The sequence below is a fragment of the Micromonospora sp. Utrum1 genome, from assembly GCF_057197805.1.
In genome coordinates this window covers 4,248,136-4,266,992 of sequence record NZ_CM170071.1, presented here as the reverse complement: position 1 = coordinate 4,266,992, position 18,857 = coordinate 4,248,136, and the positions used below count along the sequence as shown (strand labels likewise).

Sequence of the window (18,857 nt, the reverse complement as noted above, 5' to 3'; positions counted from 1 at the left end):
CGCGGTGTCTAACACTCGAACAGTCGTGAAGGTGACACTCGCTCACCCGGCGTCGCGCCGGCGGGGACCCCGCCGCTGCCTGCGGCGAAACGGAGTTAGGTAACCCTTGTGTTGCGCTGAGTGACTACTCAATCGGACCGACGGCTGGCCACTGTGGACGGATCGCGGCGAGTCGGAAAGCGTTCACCACAACGCCGCACGACGGCGCTGCAAATGCATGCCGGACGAAAGCCGCGGCAATTTCCTTTACCTACAGCTACCGGCCGGGAATTGTTTCGGATGACGTGGCCGTGGCCGTTCGGCTGAGTGTTTGCTTCGTAAAGTATCGGCCGTCTCCACCGGGCCAGCCGAGGATTTCCCCGAACGGTGTGCGTCTCTGCCGGTTCGCCGCCCGCCGCGGTGACCGTGCAGGCCACCCCCGACCGGCCCACTCGGCCCGATGGCGACACCTGATCGGCGAGACAGGCCATCTTGTCCGGTGCGCCGACTTGTCCGGTGTGCCGATCCGTCCGCGACGACGATGAGCCCTGCCGAGGGGGGCAGGGACCGTCCACGCCGGAGCGCCCCGCCCGCCTCGAGCGAGGCTCGCCGGCCCGCGCTCAGGCGGAGCCGGCGACCACCGCGTCGCGGACCAGTCTCCGCAGGCCCTCCATCGGGTCGCCGTCGCCCGCGCCGAGCCGGTTGCGCAACGCCGCCACCGTCAGTCCCAGGTCGGGGTACGCGAAGGCGAGGCTGCCGCCGCTGCCCGCGGTGCCGAACGAGCCGTCCGCCTCGACCGCGTAGCCGAGGCCGAAGGTCACCTCCGCGCCGAACACCCAGTCCTCGCCCCGCACCGCCACCGCCGACACCTCGGCGAGGCGGTCCGGCGAGATCAGCCGTACGCCGTCGACCGGGCCGAGCAGCGCCGCGTACATCCGGGCGATCCCGCGCGCGGTCATCGTGCCGACCGCCGGCACGTCGGCCCGCAGCACGTCGGGCCGGCTGCCGATCGTCCCGTCCGGACGTACCCCCGGCGGGGCCACCGCGTCGAAGTTCGGCAGGTTCGCGCTCGCGTAGGTCATCAGGGCCGCCAGGCCGGCGTCCTCCAGCCGGGCCAGCCGGGGCAGCTCCGCCTCGGGCACCGCCAGGAACAGCTCCCCGGTCAGCCCGAGCGGCCCGGCGACCTCCTCGGCCAGCACCTGCGAGACCGGCTTGCCGGTGACCCGCCGGACCACCTCGCCGACCAGCCAGCCCCACGTCCAGGCGTGGTACGCGACCCGCTCGCCCGGCGCCCACCGCGGCGTGGCGTCGGCCAGCAGCCCGCACATCCGGTCCCAGTCGGTGAAGTCCTCCGCGGTGATGTCGGCGGGCAGGGCCGGCAGCCCGGCCGTGTGGGTGAGCGCGTGCCGCAGGGTGATGCCGTCCTTGCCGTGGCGGGCGAACTCCGGCCACACGTCGGCGATGCGCAGGTCGTAGTCGAGCCGTCCGCGCTCGGCCAGCACGTGGACCACGGTGGCGGTGAGGCCCTTGCCGGTGGAGACCGCGTGGATCGGCGTGTCGGCGGTCAGCGGCCGGCCGGTGGTGGCGTCGGCCAGGCCGGCCTGCTCCTCGACGAGCGGCGCGCCGTGCAGGTAGGCGGCCACCTCCACTCCGGTCTCCCGGCCGGAGGTGACCAGCTCGCCGATCGCGGTGCGTACCTCGGCCCGCAGGTCGTCCCAACGTCCGTCCATGATCAGCGAGCCTGCCAGACCGCCCCGCGGATGTCGCCCGAAATTGCCCCGGGCGTGAACCGCGGTCACCGTACTAGCGTCGGCTGCGGATCAGGTCCATGAGCCGGCCGTGGGTCTCGGCGTCCGCCGCCACCAGCAGGCCGCGGCCACCCGGCCCGGTCGGGGCGCCGTCGATCCCGGTGACCACGCAGCCGGCGGCCCGGCACAGCGCGATGCCGGCGGCGAAGTGCACGCTGCCGGACAGGTCGCTGCCGTCGGTGACGTACGCGGCGCGCTTGCCGGCCGCCACCCAGGCCAGCGCCAGCGTGGTGGACACGACTCGCGGCCGGAACCCCTCGACGAAGTCGGGGTGAGCCAGCAGGTCCACGGCCCGGAATCCGGGCGCGTTCGGAAACGGCGGATCCAGGTTGACGTCCACCAGTCGGGTGGCGGGCGTGGGCGTCAGTTCCGCATCGACCCCGTCGCGCCGTACCCGCGCGGTCGCACCGTCGGTGAAGAAGACCTCACCGGCGAACGGGTCCGCCACCGCCGCCGCCCCATCGCGCAGCGCCACGTTGACGGCCACCAGCATGGTGCCTGTGGCGTAGTTCAACGTGCCGCACAGGGGATCCACCAGCCACCGCCGTGCGGCGTCGACCGGGCCCTGTCGCCCGCCTTCCTCGCCGAGCACCGCATCGTCGGGCCGGGCGGCCCGGAGGACGTCCAGGATCGTCCGCTCCGCCGCCACATCGGCTTCGGTGGCGAAGTCCCCGCCGCCCTTGTCGATGCGGCTGAGCCGCTGGCCGTACATGTCGCGCACCCGGTCCGCGCCGGCAAGCGCCGCGGCGACGGCAACCCCGGCATCGTCCAGGCCGGCGTAGGAGTTGATCATGCCGGGAAGGGTATCGGGGACGGGCCGGCTTCGCTGCCCGCGGGTGCCGCCGGGCGGGTCCGATGGCCGTGGATGCGGGCGTACCGGGTAGGTTGCCGGCATGGCGGAGGCGGCGACCGACGGGGTCGTGGAGATCTGGACCGACGGGGCGTGCAGCGGCAATCCCGGCCCCGGCGGCTGGGGCGTGCTGCTGCGCTGGGGCGGGCACGAGCGCGAGCTGTGCGGCGGCGAGGCCACTCCGACCACCAACAACCGCATGGAGCTGACCGCCGCGATCCGGGCGTTGGAGAGCCTGACCCGTCCGGTCACCGTGCGGCTGCACACCGACAGCACGTACGTGCGCAACGGCATCACCGGGTGGCTGGCCTCCTGGAAGCGCAACGGCTGGCTGACTGCGGCGAAGCAGCCGGTGAAGAACGCCGACCTGTGGCAGCGGCTGGAGGCGGCCTGCGCCCGGCACGAGGTCACCTGGCTCTGGGTGAAGGGCCACAACGGACATTCGGAGAACGAGCGGGCCGACGCGCTGGCCAACCGGGGGATGACCGAGGCGCGAGCGGAGGCCGCCCCGGCTCGCTGACCGCCGGGCGGTTGTGTCGACCTCGGTCGATGGGTAACGTAGCGGATCGATGCCGTCACGGACAGTCGCCCCCCGGAGGTGTCCGCGTGACCGTTGCGCCGCTGACCGACCTGCCGCTCTGGCCCCCGACCAACCTCGACCGCGACCCGCTCGTCCCGCTCGACGCGGGGGAGCGGCGGCGGTTCGCCGGCCCGGTCACCCGGGTCCGGCTGCCCACCGACGCCACGGCCTGGCTGGTCACCCGGCACGCCGACGTCAGGTACCTGCTGCGTCACCCCGGCTTCAGCGCCGACCTGACCCGGCCGGGCTTCCCGCTGCTGCGCCGGATCCCGCCCGGTGCGTTCGGCGACCGCCGGGGCGGGTTCCTCCGGATGGACGGTGCCGAGCATGCCCGGCTGCGCCGGATGCTGACCGCCGAGTTCATGATCAGGAACGTGCGGCGGATCGAGCCGCTGATCCGGCAGACCGTCGACCGCGCGCTGGACGAGCTGCACGCCGCCGGCCCGCCCGCCGACCTGGTCACGCACGTCGCCCTGCCGGTGCCGTCGATGGTGATCTGTCACCTCCTCGGCGTCCCGTACGCCGACCACGGCTTCTTCCAGGAGCGCAGCCGGACGCTGATCGACCGGGACGCCCCGCCGGAGCGGGTCCAGCGGCACGTGCGGGAACTGCGCGACTACCTGCACCGGCTGGTCGAGGCGAAGGTGGCCAGCGGGGAACGCGCCGACGACCTGCTCAGCCGGCTGGCCCGGGACCGGGTGGACACCGGGGAGCTGGCGGTCGACGAGCTGGTCGGCATGGCCGTGCTGCTGCTCATCGCGGGCCACGAGACCACCGCCAACATGATCGGGCTGAGCACCCTGCTGCTGCTCCGCCACCCCGCCCGGTACGCCGCGCTGCGCGACGACCCCGGGCACGCCGAGGGCCTGGTCGACGAGCTGCTGCGCTACCTGAGCATCGTGCGCACCGGGCTGCCCCGCCTGGCCACCGAGGACGTCGAGGTCGGCGGGCGGCTGATCCGGGCCGGGGAGGGGGCGATCGCGGTGCTCTCCCTGGCCAACCGGGACCAGGCGGCCTTCGACCGGCCGAACGAGTTCGACCCCTACCGGGCGGCGCAGCAGCACGTCGCGTTCGGCTTCGGGGTGCACCAGTGCATCGGCCAGCCCCTCGCCCGCGCAGAGCTGCGGATCGCCCTGGTGGAGCTGGCCCGCCGATTCCCCCGGCTGCGGCCGGCCACCACGGCGGGGCGGCTGCCGACCCGGGACAGCTCGGTCGTCTACGGCCTCGACGCGCTGCCGGTGACGTGGTGAGCGGCGCGGTGCGGGTCGGCGTGGACCGGGACCGCTGCTGCGGGGCGGGCAACTGCGTGGTGACCGCGCCGGAGGTCTTCGACCAGGACGACGAGGACGGCCTCGTGCTGCTCCGCCGGACCGAGCCGCCGGCCGACGCGGTCGACCGGGTACGGCTCGCCGTGGAACTCTGCCCGGCCGGGGCGATCAGCGTCGCGCCCCGGCCGGAACCGGGTCACTCGTCGACGCCGGTGCCGGAGGCGTCCGCGACGCCGTGACCGCCCGGCTCGTGGCGAGCCGTAGCGTCACGCCGAGGCTGACGCCGCACTGCGGGGTTCGCTCACCGCTCCGGGCGGCCCTCCTCGATCTCCTCCGGCTCGTTCGCCGGGTCGGTGGTGCCCGAGACGTCGGCCACGTCGTAGCCGGCCCGGCTGACCTCCCGGGCGGAGCGGTGCTCCTCGGCCGGTAGGTCGGCGAAGTCGTCGCCGGTGTCGTCGGTGCTGTGCAGGGACTCGCCCGGCGGGCGCAGCGACGCCTCGTACGCGGTCGCGCCGTCGGGCTCGTCGGTGGCGGCGCGGCCGAAGGACTCTTCACTCGTCATGTGGCACTCCTGCCCGCCCCGGCCGGGGGCAAACGCTCAGCGGGCCGCGTCCGGGTGGGTCGGCATCGAGGAGCCGCCGGAGCTGCTGCCCGACGCCCCGCCGGCCACGCCGGAACCGTCGTCCTCGGTCACCTCGTCCGGTTTCGGCGCACCCGGCTCCGGCGCCGGCACGTCGGTGTCCGCCTCCACCTGGACCAGCCGGGCCTGGCCGGCCTCGTCCTCGGCGTGCGCCGGGTCGACCGGCTGCTTGCCCTGCCGTGTCTCGTATTTCACCGGTCGGCCTCCCGTCCGTCGCCACGGTGACGCCGCCTACCCGCCCCCGTCGCGGCGAAACCCGGCCGGCCCGCACCGGAGCGCGGCGAGCCCGCGCTGCCGTCGCCGGGCCGACCGCGTGGCAGGTTGTCGGCGTGGTTGGCCGCCGGCTCCGCCCTTCGGCGGCGGCGCCGTCAGCGCGGGCTCGCCGGTCGCCGCGGGTGGCGCCGTCAGCGGCGGCGTCGGCCCGCGGACCGCCCGCCGGTCGGACGCCCACCCGCGGGCCGTCCACCGGAGGACCGCGGGCCGCCGGGCGACGGGACCGGGGTGACAGTCAACGACCAGTGCGCCGGGCGGCGCAGGCCGGTCGGCAGGACCGTGCGGTGGTCACCGCGGGCCGCGTCGAGCTGGGACTGGTGCACGAACAGGCAGTCGCCGAGGTCGGCCCCGCGCAGGTCCGCGCCGCGCAGATCCGCCCCGGTCAGGTCGGCTGCGCCGAGGTCCACCCCGCGCAGGTCCGCGCCGATCAGGCAGGCCCCGCGCAGGTTGGCGCCGGCCAGGCCGGCCCGGCGCAGGTCCACGCCGATCAGCACCGCGCCGCGCCGGTCCACCCCGGCCCGGCCGGCCCGGGCCCGCTCGCCGGCCCGGGAGAGCAGCCGGTTGACCCGGTCCCGGTGCGCGTCGACGTCGACGGCGAGCAACTCCTCCGGGGTGCCGTCGGTGAGCCGTCCCGTCTCGGCGAGGGCGGCGGCCAGTTCCTCTCGCAGCGGGCCGGCCGGGGTCAGCGCCAGGGCCTCGGTCAGATACCAGAGCAGCTCGTGCAGCGGCCGCATCACCGCGAAGGTGTCGAACATCCGCCGCGCGGTCGCCGGATCGGCCCGCCAGTCCCGCCCGCCGAAGGTGCCCTGGGCGACGTGCTGGCCGGCGCCGAAGCAGTCGAAGACGGTGCAGCCGGGGAAGCCGCGCTGCCGCAGGTCCCGGTGGATGCCGCAGCGGGAGTCGGCGCGCAGGTTCGGGCAGGGCTGCCCGGCGGGCTTGTCGACCGCGAAGTCGGCGGAGGCGGCGAACGCGGGCGCGACGCAGCAGATCCCGAAGCAGCGCGTGCAGTCGGCCCGCAGCTCCCGGGCAGCGCCCGCCGCCTGCTGGTCCACCGCCTCGGACACCTCGCCCGGCCTCCCGCCCGTCACCGTCGGCCGCGACCCTCGCGCCCGCCGCCATTCTCCGCCCCGCCGGCCCGGACCGGCCGCCGGGGGCACCCGCTGCTGATCGCCGCCGCGCTGGTCGGCGCGGTCAACGCGTCGCTACTCGGCCTCGGCGCCGCCCTGTTGGCCGGGCTGGCCGGCCTGTCGACCGGCCCGACGGTGCTGGTGGGGGTGCCGGCCGCGCTGGTGGCCTTCGCGGCGCAGCTCGCATCCATCGGCCGGGCCTCGATCTCGATGGACCGCTGAGCCGGCGCGGCGCCCGCACGCGGCGGGCGCCGGCCGGTTCGGGTCAGAAGTCGAACAGCGCGTCCGTGCCGCGCCGCAGGTTGCACCGGTTGTCGAAGGTCCGGGTGTACGTGACCGGCCGGTCCTGCCAGAAGCCCACGGCGCGGGCGGTGACCGGGGCGTACTCGCGGGTGCAGGGGCCGGGCCGCACGTCGAGCGCGTCGAGGTGGCCGTCGACGCGGGCGACGAGCCGGCAGGCGGTCGCCGGGTCGGGGTGCAGCCCGCCGGCGGGGCCGCAGATCAGCACGGTGGCGCGCACGTCGCCGCCGGCGTCGACGGTGAGCAGCAGCGCCGAGGGGGTCTCGGGGCCGGGGCGGGGCGCCGCGGCGGCCGCCGTCGGGGTGGCCGTCGGGGCGAGGCCGCCGAGCGCGGCGGCCAGGGCCAGGGTGGCGGTGGTTCGGGCGAAGGGCATGGGTCGTCCTTCCGTCGGGCCCCGGGGTCGGGGCCGGGATGGTGGCCCGGGGGCGTCGTGTGACCGGGGCCGACGAGAACCCTAGGTGGACGGTGTGAACGCGAAACGCCACGAAGTGTTACGTCGACCGGCGCCCCTGAGCGAGGGCCGTGACATCGGCTCCGGGGAATGTCCAAACGGCTGACAACCGGATCCGGCACCCGCGGAAACGCAATGTGGAACTGTGGGGCGAATGGCCGAACGGATGACAACCGAAGTACGCCGTTATTGCGGCGACGCTTTCCGTAAACCGGATCGTTGTCGGTTCCTGGCAACCGATCCGGCCGTTACCGGAACGATTCAATGCGCTGTTCGACGGCGGTTTACCGTCGGGTGGCAGGACGTTTTCCTCGCCATCGGGAGGGCTCCTCATGAGCGACCTGTCCCACCCACCGTCGTTGACCGCACCCGGCGATCCGACCGCTCCGGACCCGGCCGTCGGTGTCGCCGGAGCGCCCGCCGCCGGCCGCCGGGAAATCATCGGCCGGTCGCCCAATCAGCTCGCCTGGCTGCGGCTCAAGCGGGACCAGACGGCGCGGGCCAGCGCCCTGATCCTGGCCGTCGCCGCCCTCGTCGCGCTCGGCGCGCCGCTGCTCGGCCGGCTCAGCGGAATCGACCCGACCGACAAGTTCGTCGGCCGGCTCAACGATTTCGGAATGCCGATCGGCTACGCCGGCGGCATCAGCGCCGACCACTGGCTCGGGCTCGAACCCGGCAGCGGCCGGGACATCCTGCTCCAGTTGGTGTACGGCCTGCGCACGTCATTGTTCATCGCCTTCGCCTCGGCCCTGCTGGCGTCGTTCATCGGGGTCGCGGTCGGCGTGCTGGCCGGCTGGGCGCGGGGCTGGCTGGACAGCGCGGTCAACTGGTTGATCGACCTCACCCTGGCGTTCCCGTTCCTCATTTTCGCCCTCGCCGTGATCCCGATCCTCCAGGACCGCTTCTACACCGAACGGGAGGCGCCGCCGCCGGCCTTCCGGGTCGCCCTGATCATCGCCACCTTCGGCCTGTTCAGCTGGACCTACACCGCGCGGCTGGTCCGCGGCCAGGTGATCTCGCTGCGCGAGCGGGAGTTCGTCGAGGCCGCCCGGGCCGCCGGCGCCGGGACCGGGCACCTGCTGTTCCGGCAACTGCTGCCGAACATCTGGGCCCCGATCCTGGTCACCGTCTCGCTCAACGTGCCGCAGTTCATCGCCATCGAGGCGGCGCTGGCCTTCGTCAACATCGGCGTCACCGAACCCACGCCCGACCTCGGCCGCATGATCTACAACAGCATCGGCTACGTCGCGAGCGATCCCTGGTACACCCTGTTCCCCGGGTTGACGATCTTCCTGCTGGTCCTGGCGTTCAACCTCCTCGGTGACGCGCTGCGCGACTCGCTGGATCCCCGGTCCACCCGGTAACCCCCACGGCCATCGACACGCCCGGCCGGCGGGGGCCGGCGGGCGGGAAGGGAGCACACCCGTGCGCGCACGAACCCGGACACTGACCGGTGTCCTCTCCGCGGCGGCGCTCGTCGCCGCCGGCTGCAGCGCCACCACCGACGGCGGAGGCGGCGGCGACGAGAAGGCGAAGACCCAGACCGGCTCGATCTCCTACGAGGCGGCCGACAACCAGGGGCCGGCGAAGGCGGTCGACGGCGCCAAGGCCGGCGGCACGCTCACCGTCATGCAGAACTCCGACTTCGAGCACCTCGACCCGGCCCGCAACTACGTCAACGTGCAGCAGGTCACCGGCGGCCTGCTCTACCGGGCGCTCAACGGCTACAAGGAGGACGGCACCGGCAAGCTGCTGCTCGTCGGCGACCTGGCCACCAACCCCGGCAAGGACGTCAACAACGACTGCAAGGTCTGGGATTTCACCCTGCGCGACGGGGTGAAGTACGAGGACGGCTTCCCGGTGACCAGCAAGGACGTCGCCTACGGCCTGGCCCGCTCGTTCGCCGCGAACCTCAACGAGGGGCCGCACTACATCCAGCAGTGGCTCTACCCGGACGGCGCGTACAACGCCACCTACAAGGGGCCGTACGACGGTGGCAAGGCGACGCCGGACGGCGTCGAGACGCCCGACGACCGGACGATCCGGTTCACCTTCCCGCAGCCGCACTGCGACCTGCCGTACGCGGCCGCGCTGCCCACCACCGCCCCGGTGCCCGCCGCCAAGGACACCCGGGCCAACTACGACCTGCGGCCCTTCTCCTCCGGCCCGTACAAGGTGAAGTCGTACGAGCGGGACGTGGCGCTGGAGCTGGAGCGCAACCCGAACTGGGACCCGAAGACCGACCCGATCCGCAACGCCTACCCGGACGCCATCCGGGTCACCTTCGGCCTTGAGCAGGCGCAGATCGCCGAGCGGCTGGTCGCCGACGCCCCGGCCGACCAGGCGGCGCTGAGCTGGACCGACGTGCCGCCGGCCGTGCTGCCCCGGACCACCGCCGCCGGCGTGGCCGAACGGGTGGTCAAGGGCCCGACCCAGTACACCTGGGTGCTCAGCATCAACACCCAGCGCGTCACCGACCTGACCGTCCGCCGCGCGCTCAACTACGCCGTGGACAAGGACGCGGCGCTGAAGGCGATCGGCGGGCAGGCCGCCGGGAGTCCGGCCACCACGCTCATGTCGCCGACCACCGCCGGCTGGCAGAAGTACGACGTGTTCAACGCCCCGGTCAACGGGGACAAGGCGAAGGTCACCGAGCTGCTGGCCGGGAAGAAGCCGAAGCTGGTGCTCGCCCACTCCAACACCGAGCTGCGCACCCAGCAGGCCGAAGCGATCCGGAAGAACCTCACCGACATGGGCTTCGACATCGTCATGAAGCCCATCGACAGCACCAGCTACTACGACGAGATCGGTCGTAAGGACAACCCGTACGACCTCTACCTCAGCGGCTGGGGCTCGGACTGGCCGACCGGCTCCACCGTCATCCCGCCGGTCTACGACGGCCGGGAGATCGTCGACGAGGGCAACAACAACGTCTCGTACCTCAACGAGCCGTCGGTCAGCGCGGAGGTCGACCGGGTGCGCAACCTGCCGGCCGCCCAGCAGGACGCCGCCTGGATGGCCCTGGACGAGAAGATCATGCGGGAGTACGCGCCGGTCGTGCCCTGCTACTACGACGCCACCTACGAGCTGCACGGCTCGAAGGTCGGCAACGCGTTCCTCAGCGACGCCTTCGGCATCATCTCGCTCAACGGCATCCACGTGAAGCAGTGACCGTCCCGTGGGGGCGGTCCACGCCGGACCGTCCCCACCCGTCCACCGGGGGAGGTGCTCCCGTGCTCCGATTCGTCGTCCGGCGACTGCTCGTCGCCGCGGTGACCCTCGCCGTGATCAGCCTCGTCACCTTCGGCCTCTTCTTCGCGGTGCCGAGCAGTCCGGCCAAGGTGATGTGCGGCAAGAACTGCACCGCCGCGGACATCGCCCAGGTCGAGCGGCGGCTCGGCATCGACCAGCCGCTGCCGCGCCAGTACGCGGAATTCGTCAAGGGCGTCTTCGTCGGCCGCACGTACGGCGAGGGGGACTTCCGTCAGGACTGCCCGGCGCCCTGCCTGGGCTACTCGTTCCGCAACAACCAGCCGGTCACCAGCATCATCGTCCAGCGCGCCCCGGTGACGTTCAGCATCGTCCTCGGCGGCGCGGTGCTGTGGCTGACCCTGGGCGTCTCGCTGGGCATGCTGTCGGCGTTGCGCCGGGGCACGGCCCTCGACCGGGCCGCCATCGGGGTCACCCTGGCCGGCGCGTCCATGCAGGTCTACTTCTTCGGCCTGATCCTGCTCTACCTGCTGGTGTACGCCACCGGGCTGCTGCCGTTCCCCAACTACACCCCGTTGACCGAGAACCCGGCCCGGTGGGCGGTGGGGCTGCTGCTGCCCTGGATGACGCTCGGCTTCCTGAATTCGGCGCTCTACGCCCGGCTGGCCCGGGCCCAGATGCTGGAGACCCTGTCGGAGGACTTCGTCCGGACCGCGCGGGCGAAGGGGCTCTCCGCCCGGCAGGTGCACACCCGGCACGCGTTGCGCGCCGCGGTCACCCCGATCGTCACCATCGCCGGCCTGGACATCGGCACCAGCCTCGGCGGCACCTTCATCACCGAGACCATCTTCGGCCTCCAGGGGCTGGGCAAGGCCACCGTGGAGGCGGTGCAGTTCCTCAACCTGCCGGTGGTGATGGCGACCGTGCTGCTGGCGGCCGTGTTCATCGTGATCGCCAACATCGTGGTCGACGTGCTCTACGCGGTCATCGACCCGCGGGTCCGGCTGAGCTGAGGGGAGAAATCGACATGGTGGAGCTTCCGGTGCCGCGTACGGGCGAGGGCCCGTATCTCCAGGTCCGGGATCTGCGGGTGCGGTTCGACACCGAGGACGGTGTGGTGAAGGCCGTTGACGGTGTGTCGTTCGCCGTGGAGCGGGGTCGGACTCTGGGGATCGTGGGGGAGTCGGGGTCGGGCAAGAGCGTCACGTCGTTGGCGATCCTGGGTTTGCACAGCAGCAAGCGGGCCGCGATCTCGGGGGAGATTTCGGTGGGTGGCCGTCAGTTGGTGGGTATGGCGGAGGAGGAGGTGCGGCGGCTGCGGGGCCGGGACATGGCGATGATCTTCCAGGATCCGTTGTCGGCGTTGCACCCGTACTACACGGTGGGGAAGCAGATCGCCGAGGCTTACCGGGTGCATCATCCGCGGGCGGGGAAGCGGGAGGCCCGCACCCGGGCGGTGGACATGCTGGGTCGGGTGGGGATTCCGCAGTCGGCGAAGCGGTTCGATCAGTATCCGCACGAGTTCTCCGGTGGTATGCGGCAGCGGGCGATGATCGCGAGCTGGTGAACGATCCGGATCTGTTGATCGCCGACGAGCCGACGACGGCGTTGGATGTGACGGTGCAGGCGCAGATCCTTGATCTGCTCAGTGATCTTCAGGCGGAGTTCCGGTCGGCGATCATTCTGATCACTCATGACCTGGGTGTGGTCAGCCAGGTGGCTGATGACGTGCTGGTGATGTATGGGGGTCGGGCGGTCGAGCACGGGAGTGTGGAGCAGGTGTTGCGGCGGCCGCAGCATCCGTACACGTGGGGGTTGTTGTCGAGTGTGCCGTCGTTGCACGGTGACGCCGACGCGGATCTGGTGCCGATCAAGGGCAACCCGCCGTCGTTGATCAATCTGCCGTCGGGGTGCGCGTTCCACCCCCGCTGCCGTTATGCCGGCCGCAACGGCGACCGTTCCCGCACCGAGGTGCCGGACCTGCTTCCGGCGACCGAGCGTGGGCACCTGGTGGCCTGCCACCTGCCGGAGGCCGCCCGGCAGCGCCTCTATCGTGACGAGATCGCCCAGGTGGGGGTGGCCCGATGACCGAACCGCTGCTCAAGGTCCGTGCCCTGACCAAGCACTTCCCGGTGCGCGGCGGCTTCCGCGCCGGCGGCCTGGTGCGGGCGGTCGACGGCCTGGACTTCGACGTGCGGCCGGGGGAGACCCTGGGTCTGGTTGGTGAGTCCGGGTGTGGGAAGACCACCACCGGGCGGATGCTGGTGCGGCTGCTGGAACCGACCTCCGGGTCCATCGAGTTCGCCGGGCGGGACATCACCCATGCCCGGCGGGCGCAGTTGCGGCCCCTGCGGCAGGACCTGCAGATCATCTTCCAGGACCCCTACGCCTCGCTGAACCCCCGGCACACCGTCGGCCGGATCGTGGCCATGCCCCTGCAGGTCAACCGGATCAACCCGCCCGGCGGCACCAAGAAACGCGTCCAGGAACTCCTGGAACTGGTCGGCCTGAACCCGGAGCACTACAACCGCTACCCGCACGAGTTCTCCGGCGGGCAACGCCAACGCATCGGCATCGCCTGCGCCCTGGCCCTGCGCCCGAAGCTCATCGTCGCCGACGAACCCGTCTCCGCCCTGGACGTCTCCATCCAGGCCCAGGTCATCAACCTGCTGCGCGACCTGCAACGCGACCTCGACCTGGCGTTCGTCTTCATCGCCCACGACCTCGCCGTCGTGCGGCACTTCTGCCACCGCGTCGCCGTCATGTACCTCGGCAAGATCGTCGAGATCGGCGACCGCGACGACATCTACCTTCGACCGCAGCACCCGTACACCCGGGCCCTGCTGTCGGCCATCCCCGACGTCACCGCCCTCGGCCCCGCCGGGCGGATCCGGCTCACCGGCGACGTCCCGACCCCGCTCAACCCGCCCTCGGGGTGCCGCTTCCGCACCCGCTGCTGGAAGGCGCAGGAGCGGTGCGCCACGGAGGAACCGGCGCTGGTCAGCCGGGACGGCGGCAACCAGGCCACCGCCTGCCACTACCCCGAAACCGGATCAAGTCTCGAGGTGACAGCCGAGGCCGGCAGCGACGCGCGACCTGACCCACGACGGGGTGGGGCCGACCGTGCCCGGCGGAGGGATCAAGCCTGACCGCCCGGAGCCGGGCACGGTCGGCCCCACCCCTCACACCGACCGCCACGAATCGTCAGGCAACGACGACGCCTGGGGACCCATCATCAACATCCCCCCGTCCACCGGCCACGACGCCCCCGTCACGTACGCCGCCGCCGGCGTGGCGAGCAGCGCCACGACCGCCGCCACCTCCCGGGCGTCCCCGGGCCGCCCCACCGGCACGCCCGGCCGGTCCTGGGTGAACGGGTCCACGTCCTCCTGCCCGGTCATCGGGGTGGCGATCTCGCCGGGGGCGACCGCGTTGACGGTGATCCCGTCGGCCGCCAACTCCTGCGCCATCACCTTGGTGAGCAGCCCGAGCCCGCCCTTCGCCGCGCAGTACGCCGACGACCCGACCCGCGGGGCGTGCTCGTGCACGCTGGTGATGCTGATGATCCGGCCGCCCCGGCCCGCCGCCCGCATCCGCCGGGCGGCCCGCTGGGAGCAGAGGAACGGCCCGTCCAGGTCGACGGCGAGCACCTCCCGCCACTGCTCCCAGCCCACCTCGACGAAGGGTGTGGCCAGCCCGGTGCCGGCGTTGTTCACCAGCACGCCGAGCCCGCCGAGCCGCTCGGCCAGCTCGTCGATGACCGCGGCCGCCCCGGGCAGCCGGGTCAGGTCCAGCTCGGCCACCTCGCAGCGGCGGCCGGTGGCGCGTACCTCGGCGGCGGTACGCTCGGCGCCGTCCGGGTCGCCGTACCAGGTGATGCCGATGTCGAAACCGGCCTCGGCGAGCGCCACGGCGCACGCCTTGCCGATACCGGAGTCCGCGCCGGTGATGACGGCGATCCTGTCGTAGTCCTCGTATCGCTGGGGCATGCTGCCGCACTACCCGGATCGGGCGAGCCGAACCAGACGGGGTGTAACCGCTCCGGCGCGGGGTAGCCGGGCGGACATGGACCTGGTCGAGGAGTCGCCGTACCGGTTCCGGATCGACCGGCACGACCCGATGCGGGTGCCGGGGGTGGTCTTCGCGTCCCGCGATCTCCTCCCGGACGCCGGGGCGGACAAGTCGCTGGAGCAGGTGGCGAACGTGGCCACCCTGCCCGGCATCGTCGGCGCCTCCTACGCCATGCCGGACGTGCACTGGGGCTACGGCTTCCCGATCGGCGGGGTCGCCGCCACCGACGTGGCGGACGGGGGCGTGGTCTCGCCCGGCGGGGTCGGCTTCGACATCTCCTGCGGGGTCCGGCTGCTCACCGTCGACCTGGACCGGGCCGCGCTGCGGCCCCGGCTGGACGCCGTGATGGACGGCCTGGGCGAGTCCACCCCGCGCGGCATGGGCAAGGGCGCCGTCTGGCACCTGACCAACCGGGCCGAACTCGACGCGGTGCTCCGCGGCGGCTCCCGGTACGCCGTCGAGCGCGGCTTCGGCGTCCAGCGGGACCTGGACCGCTGCGAGGACTACGGCGCGGTGGGCGACGCGAACCCGGCCCAGGTGAGCGAGCGGGCGGTGGAGCGCGGCGCCCGCCAGGTCGGCAGCCTCGGCTCCGGCAACCACTTCCTCGAGGTGCAGGCGGTGGAGGAGGTCTATGACGAGGCCGTGGCGGGCGCGTTCGGGCTGCGCGCCGGCCAGGTCTGCGTCATGATCCACTGTGGCTCGCGCGGCCTGGGCCACCAGATCTGCACGGACTACGTCCGGAGCATGGAGAAGGTGATGCCCGGGTACGGCATCCACGTGCCCGACCGGCAGCTCGCCTGCGCGCCGGTCTCGTCCCACGAGGGCCGGGCCTATCTGGGGGCGATGGCCGCCGCGGCCAACTACGCCCGGGCCAACCGGCAGCTGCTCGCCCACGCCGCCCGGCAGGTCTTCGCCCGGGTCACCGGCTGCGACCTGGAGCTGGTGTACGACATCTCGCACAACCTCGCCAAGATCGAGACGCATCAGGTGGACGGTGCGGTCCGCCCGCTCTGCGTGCACCGCAAGGGCGCCACCCGGGCCCTCCCGCCGGGGCACCCCGACCTGCCCGACGATTTGCGCCCGGTCGGGCAGCCGGTGCTCATCCCCGGCTCGATGGGCACCGGCTCGTACGTGCTCACCGGGGTGCCCGGCTCGCCGGCCTGGGCCTCCACCTGCCACGGCGCGGGCCGGGTGCAGAGCCGCAAGCAGGCCACCAAGGCGGTACGCGGCCACGACCCGCGCCGCGAGCTGGAGGCGCAGGACATCGCGGTGCGGGGCGCCAGCCGGCGCGGGCTCGCCGAGGAGATGCCGGCCGCGTACAAGGACGTCGCCGCCGTGGTGGCGGCGGCCGAGGGGGCGGGCCTGTGCCGGCGGGTGGCCCGGCTCGTTCCGCTGGGCGTGGTCAAGGGCTGAGCCGGCTCAGACGTCGAGCGTCACCGCGCAACGCCAGCCGTCGGACTCCGCGGCGAAGCAGAGCTCGTGCAGGGACACCGCCTTGGGCACCGCGCCGACCAGCTCGACCGCGTCGGTGCCGGTGGTCCGCCAGCGCACCGCCAGGCCGCCGTCGTCGGCCGGCCGCACCTCGGTCGCCAGCGGCAGTTCCCCCTCCGTCTCCAGCCGGAAGATCACCTCGTCGAGGACGCCGACCAGCAGGTCGGGGTCGCTGCCAGCCGGCACCCGGAACCCGGTCTCCCCGTCGGCGACGGCCCCGGTGGTGTCCACGAAGGTGTCCACCAGCGCCGTGACCGCCTCGGCCACGCAGCCCTCGCGGTCGGGCGCCCACGCCTCGATGCGGACGTCGGCGGTGTGCGGGATGTTCCGGTGTCCCCGGGCCGCTCGTCGCTCCATGCCCCGATCATGCCGCCGCCGGTCGGGTTCCCCACCGGTTTTGTCGCAGCCGGTCGCTAGGGTGCAACGCATGATCGCCGATGACTCCGACGCCGTCACCGTCACCTTCCTCAGCATGATGCGGGCCGCGCTGCGGGCCGAGCGGGTCGGCGAGGACAGCCTCGGCCGCACCGTCGACCTGGCCCGGCGCTGGTGGGGCGCCGGCGACACGGCCCACGCCCGGCTCGCCGCCGCGCTGCGTGAGCTGCACGGCGAGCCGGTCGACACCGACGACCCGCGCCAGGTGGCCGACGAGGCGACCGCGCTCGCCGTCGACACCGGCCTGCTGACCCCGCCCGATCCGCGGGGCGCCGCGATCGCCCGGTTCGCCGCGAACGCCCGCCGGCTGCGCACCGGCGAGATCACCCCGGCCGAGTTCGACGAGATCATGGCGGCCGACGATCGGGACCGCCCCGACGCCTGACCGCGGCCGCAGGTCGGCCGCCCCACCTCGGCCCGGCGGCCGTCGCCGCGCCGACGGCGATGTCACCTCACCGCCCGCCCGCCGGTCGTAGGAAACGAAGCGACCGACCCGGGAGGGGACGATGTGGATCCACAGCAACACGTCAGACAGGTGTACGCCGCCTCGGCGGCCCGGCTGGTGGCCCAGATGTACGCGGTGACCGGCGACTACGCGGAGGCGCAGGACGTCGTGCAGGAGGCGTTCGTCCGGGCGTTGGCCGGGCCGGCCCGGTTCCGTGAGGTGACCAACCCCGAGGCCTGGCTGCGCACGGCGCGCTGAACGTCGCCCGGTCCCGGCACCGTCGCCGGGTGCTGCTGCACGGGCTGGTCCGCTCCGGGCGGCTGGACCCGGCCCAGCCCAGCCCAGCGCCCCGGCGCTGTCCCCGGACCACGTCGCCCTGGTGGCGGCGTTGCAGCGGCTGCCCCGGCAGGCCCGGGAGACCGTCGTACTGCACCACCTCGCGGACCTGCCGGTGACCGAGGTGGCCACCGTGCTGGGTTGCTCGGTGGAGGCGGTGAAGACCCGCCTGGTCCGGGCCCGCCGTGCACTCGCCGACGACCTCGGCGACGGTGACCCGGCCCCGGCCCGACCGGCCCCGGCCCGACCGGAGCGGGAGGCCCGCCATGCCTGAGCTGGACTTCACCGGCCTGAACGCCGCAGCTCAGGCCACCTTCAAGGGGCACTTCGAGGAGGTCGTCGTTCGGGCCCGACGGCGTCGGCGCCGGCGCCGGATCCTGACTGTCGCCACGGTTGCCCTGCTGGTCACCGGCTCGGGTGCCGCCGTCGCGGCCCGGCCCGACGGCTCCAGCCCGCCGGCCGCCAGGTTCGGCGCGGACCGCACCCCGGACTTCATCCCCACCCCCGGCGCCACGCCCACACCTGGGACCGGACGGCAGATCCTCACCGGCACGCCGGCGGCGGGTGACCTCAACCATGTCTACCTGCGCTGGACGGAGTGCCGCACGGGATGCCCGCTGAGCTGGGCGGGCACCGACGACGGCGGCCGGCACTGGCGCACCGGTCCACTGCCGGTGCCGGACAACGCGATGGTGGACCTACGTGCCGCCGGGCCGCGCGCCGTGGTGGCCTGGTACGTCTCCCGTTCCGCCCCGGACAGCCGGTCCGCCCGGTGGATCGCCAGCAGCGACGGCGGGAACACCTGGCGGGAGGTGACGGTGCGGCGGGTGGACGCGTTGCCGGCCGGCTGGCGGGTCCTCGGCCAGGTGCCGGGCCCCAGCGAGGATCCGCTCATCGCCGTGGACCCGGCCACCGGCGACCTCGCTCAGCTCCGCAAGCGCTCGACGCTGCGCAACGCGGCGGTGGTCGAGAGCGCGCCGGCCGGCGCCGGCCTCTGGGTCAGCGGCTGGACCGGTCAACACGTGGGTGACGGCGGCCGGATCATCTGGACCGGCAGCGCGGTCGAGGCGAGCCGGGACGGCGGTCGCACCTGGTCGCGGCACGAGTTCCCGGACGACCTCACCGCCTCCGACGACGTGGGCGGCCCGGCGGTCGCCACCCACGACGGGCACACCGTGTACGCGGTCGGCCGGGTGCGGGGCGCCCTGGTGGTGTGGCGCAGCACCGACGGCGGCGACACCTGGGCGCGTGCCGCCGGAACGGGGCAGGTCGGCGAGCGCACGATCCGGGCGGCAGTGCGGCCCGACGGGGTGCTGGTGGTCCAGGCCGGCATCTCCGCCGGGGAGGATCCGCTGATGTTCGCCAGCTCCGACGACGGCGTGACCCTGCGTCCCGCCCCGCTGGGACCGGGGGCCGACCCGCGCCCGGTGCCGGGCGGGTATGTCCAGACCGGCTGGCCGGACAGCAAGGGCGCCTGGCTCTCCGCCGACGGGATCACGTGGACCTGGCTGGACCCGCCGGAGCTGTCCTGACCGCGGGGTGCTCCCGGTGGCCCGACCACCGGGAGCACCCCGCGCCCTCGGGGCGATGAGG

Annotated in this window: 21 protein-coding genes and 1 pseudogene; 14 read left to right on the top strand and 8 right to left on the bottom strand. The window is 73.6% G+C overall.

Going from position 1 to position 18,857, the window contains the following annotated elements; translation table 11 throughout:
* Positions 1–599 precede the first annotated feature (599 nt).
* Together AC0OLQ_RS20175 and AC0OLQ_RS20170 are read right to left on the bottom strand one after the other, a co-directional pair.
* The gene (locus AC0OLQ_RS20175) at positions 600–1,709 is read right to left on the bottom strand and encodes a serine hydrolase domain-containing protein (protein WP_484527513.1); all 1,110 of its coding nucleotides are present in this window, start codon (positions 1,707–1,709) and stop codon (positions 600–602) included.
* Between the two features lie 73 nt (positions 1,710–1,782).
* A complete protein-coding gene (locus tag AC0OLQ_RS20170; protein WP_484527512.1) occupies positions 1,783–2,580 on the bottom strand; it encodes an inositol monophosphatase family protein in 798 nt (265 codons plus the stop codon).
* A gap of 100 nt (positions 2,581–2,680) precedes the next feature.
* Between AC0OLQ_RS20170 and rnhA the strand changes: the two genes are divergently transcribed.
* The 3 genes from rnhA to AC0OLQ_RS20155 all read left to right on the top strand — a co-directional run bounded on the left by rnhA (position 2,681) and on the right by AC0OLQ_RS20155 (position 4,724).
* Positions 2,681–3,157: a ribonuclease HI gene (rnhA, locus tag AC0OLQ_RS20165; RefSeq protein ID WP_484527511.1), complete on the top strand. Its 477-nt coding sequence runs from the start codon at positions 2,681–2,683 to the stop codon at positions 3,155–3,157.
* An 86-nt stretch (positions 3,158–3,243) separates the two neighbouring features.
* Positions 3,244–4,467, top strand: a complete 1,224-nt coding sequence (locus AC0OLQ_RS20160) for a cytochrome P450 (protein ID WP_484527510.1) — start codon at positions 3,244–3,246, stop codon at positions 4,465–4,467.
* Positions 4,464–4,724 (top strand): ferredoxin, encoded by a 261-nt coding sequence (locus AC0OLQ_RS20155; RefSeq protein WP_484527509.1) that lies wholly within the window; start codon positions 4,464–4,466, stop codon positions 4,722–4,724. Before AC0OLQ_RS20160 ends, AC0OLQ_RS20155 begins: the two co-directional genes overlap by 4 nt.
* A 62-nt stretch (positions 4,725–4,786) precedes the next feature.
* Here AC0OLQ_RS20155 and AC0OLQ_RS20150 read toward each other — a convergent pair whose 3' ends face one another.
* The 3 genes from AC0OLQ_RS20150 to AC0OLQ_RS20140 all read right to left on the bottom strand — a co-directional run bounded on the left by AC0OLQ_RS20150 (position 4,787) and on the right by AC0OLQ_RS20140 (position 6,462).
* Positions 4,787–5,047, bottom strand: coding sequence for a hypothetical protein (locus tag AC0OLQ_RS20150; protein WP_357345496.1), 261 nt, complete (start codon positions 5,045–5,047; stop codon positions 4,787–4,789).
* A gap of 36 nt (positions 5,048–5,083) precedes the next feature.
* On the bottom strand, positions 5,084–5,320 hold the full coding sequence (locus AC0OLQ_RS20145) for a preprotein translocase YidC (protein ID WP_357345498.1): 237 nt from the start codon (positions 5,318–5,320) through the stop codon (positions 5,084–5,086).
* A gap of 209 nt (positions 5,321–5,529) precedes the next feature.
* A complete protein-coding gene (locus AC0OLQ_RS20140) occupies positions 5,530–6,462 on the bottom strand; it encodes a pentapeptide repeat-containing protein (RefSeq protein ID WP_484527508.1) in 933 nt (310 codons plus the stop codon).
* Between the two features lie 162 nt (positions 6,463–6,624).
* On the opposite strand from AC0OLQ_RS20140, the gene AC0OLQ_RS20135 reads away from it, so the two are divergent.
* Positions 6,625–6,747: a hypothetical protein gene (locus tag AC0OLQ_RS20135; protein WP_484527507.1), complete on the top strand. Its 123-nt coding sequence runs from the start codon at positions 6,625–6,627 to the stop codon at positions 6,745–6,747.
* Positions 6,748–6,790: 43 nt separating this feature from the next.
* On the opposite strand, the gene AC0OLQ_RS20130 is transcribed toward AC0OLQ_RS20135, so the two are convergent.
* Entirely contained in the window at positions 6,791–7,198 is a 408-nt protein-coding gene (locus tag AC0OLQ_RS20130) for an SSI family serine proteinase inhibitor (protein WP_484527506.1), read from the bottom strand.
* Between the two features lie 410 nt (positions 7,199–7,608).
* Here AC0OLQ_RS20130 and AC0OLQ_RS20125 point away from each other — a divergent pair, with 410 nt between their 5' ends.
* From AC0OLQ_RS20125 to AC0OLQ_RS20105, 5 genes and pseudogenes are all read left to right on the top strand, one after another.
* On the top strand, positions 7,609–8,640 hold the full coding sequence (locus tag AC0OLQ_RS20125; RefSeq protein WP_484527505.1) for an ABC transporter permease: 1,032 nt from the start codon (positions 7,609–7,611) through the stop codon (positions 8,638–8,640).
* Between the two features lie 61 nt (positions 8,641–8,701).
* Positions 8,702–10,447, top strand: a complete 1,746-nt coding sequence (locus AC0OLQ_RS20120; RefSeq protein WP_484527504.1) for an ABC transporter substrate-binding protein — start codon at positions 8,702–8,704, stop codon at positions 10,445–10,447.
* Between the two features lie 62 nt (positions 10,448–10,509).
* The gene (locus AC0OLQ_RS20115) at positions 10,510–11,499 is read left to right on the top strand and encodes an ABC transporter permease (RefSeq protein WP_484527503.1); all 990 of its coding nucleotides are present in this window, start codon (positions 10,510–10,512) and stop codon (positions 11,497–11,499) included.
* A 14-nt stretch (positions 11,500–11,513) separates the two neighbouring features.
* Positions 11,514–12,574: pseudogene (locus tag AC0OLQ_RS20110) on the top strand (ABC transporter ATP-binding protein).
* The gene (locus AC0OLQ_RS20105) at positions 12,571–13,635 is read left to right on the top strand and encodes an ABC transporter ATP-binding protein (RefSeq protein WP_484527502.1); all 1,065 of its coding nucleotides are present in this window, start codon (positions 12,571–12,573) and stop codon (positions 13,633–13,635) included. Before AC0OLQ_RS20110 ends, AC0OLQ_RS20105 begins: the two are co-directional and overlap by 4 nt.
* Positions 13,636–13,668: 33 nt before the next feature.
* Here AC0OLQ_RS20105 and AC0OLQ_RS20100 read toward each other — a convergent pair whose 3' ends face one another.
* On the bottom strand, positions 13,669–14,475 hold the full coding sequence (locus tag AC0OLQ_RS20100) for an SDR family oxidoreductase (protein ID WP_484527501.1): 807 nt from the start codon (positions 14,473–14,475) through the stop codon (positions 13,669–13,671).
* Positions 14,476–14,551: 76 nt separating this feature from the next.
* On the opposite strand from AC0OLQ_RS20100, the gene AC0OLQ_RS20095 reads away from it, so the two are divergent.
* Positions 14,552–15,970, top strand: coding sequence for an RtcB family protein (locus AC0OLQ_RS20095; RefSeq protein ID WP_484527500.1), 1,419 nt, complete (start codon positions 14,552–14,554; stop codon positions 15,968–15,970).
* Between the two features lie 6 nt (positions 15,971–15,976).
* On the opposite strand, the gene AC0OLQ_RS20090 is transcribed toward AC0OLQ_RS20095, so the two are convergent.
* On the bottom strand, positions 15,977–16,405 hold the full coding sequence (locus AC0OLQ_RS20090) for an archease (protein WP_357345637.1): 429 nt from the start codon (positions 16,403–16,405) through the stop codon (positions 15,977–15,979).
* Positions 16,406–16,475: 70 nt separating this feature from the next.
* On the opposite strand from AC0OLQ_RS20090, the gene AC0OLQ_RS20085 reads away from it, so the two are divergent.
* The 4 genes from AC0OLQ_RS20085 to AC0OLQ_RS20070 all read left to right on the top strand — a co-directional run bounded on the left by AC0OLQ_RS20085 (position 16,476) and on the right by AC0OLQ_RS20070 (position 18,796).
* A complete protein-coding gene (locus tag AC0OLQ_RS20085) occupies positions 16,476–16,868 on the top strand; it encodes a hypothetical protein (protein ID WP_357345635.1) in 393 nt (130 codons plus the stop codon).
* 123 nt (positions 16,869–16,991) lie between these two features.
* The gene (locus tag AC0OLQ_RS20080) at positions 16,992–17,186 is read left to right on the top strand and encodes an RNA polymerase sigma factor (RefSeq protein ID WP_484527499.1); all 195 of its coding nucleotides are present in this window, start codon (positions 16,992–16,994) and stop codon (positions 17,184–17,186) included.
* 121 nt (positions 17,187–17,307) lie between these two features.
* Entirely contained in the window at positions 17,308–17,538 is a 231-nt protein-coding gene (locus AC0OLQ_RS20075; protein WP_484527498.1) for an RNA polymerase sigma factor, read from the top strand.
* On the top strand, positions 17,531–18,796 hold the full coding sequence (locus AC0OLQ_RS20070; protein WP_484527497.1) for a hypothetical protein: 1,266 nt from the start codon (positions 17,531–17,533) through the stop codon (positions 18,794–18,796). The genes AC0OLQ_RS20075 and AC0OLQ_RS20070 overlap by 8 nt, the downstream gene beginning before the upstream one ends.
* Positions 18,797–18,857 lie beyond the last annotated feature (61 nt).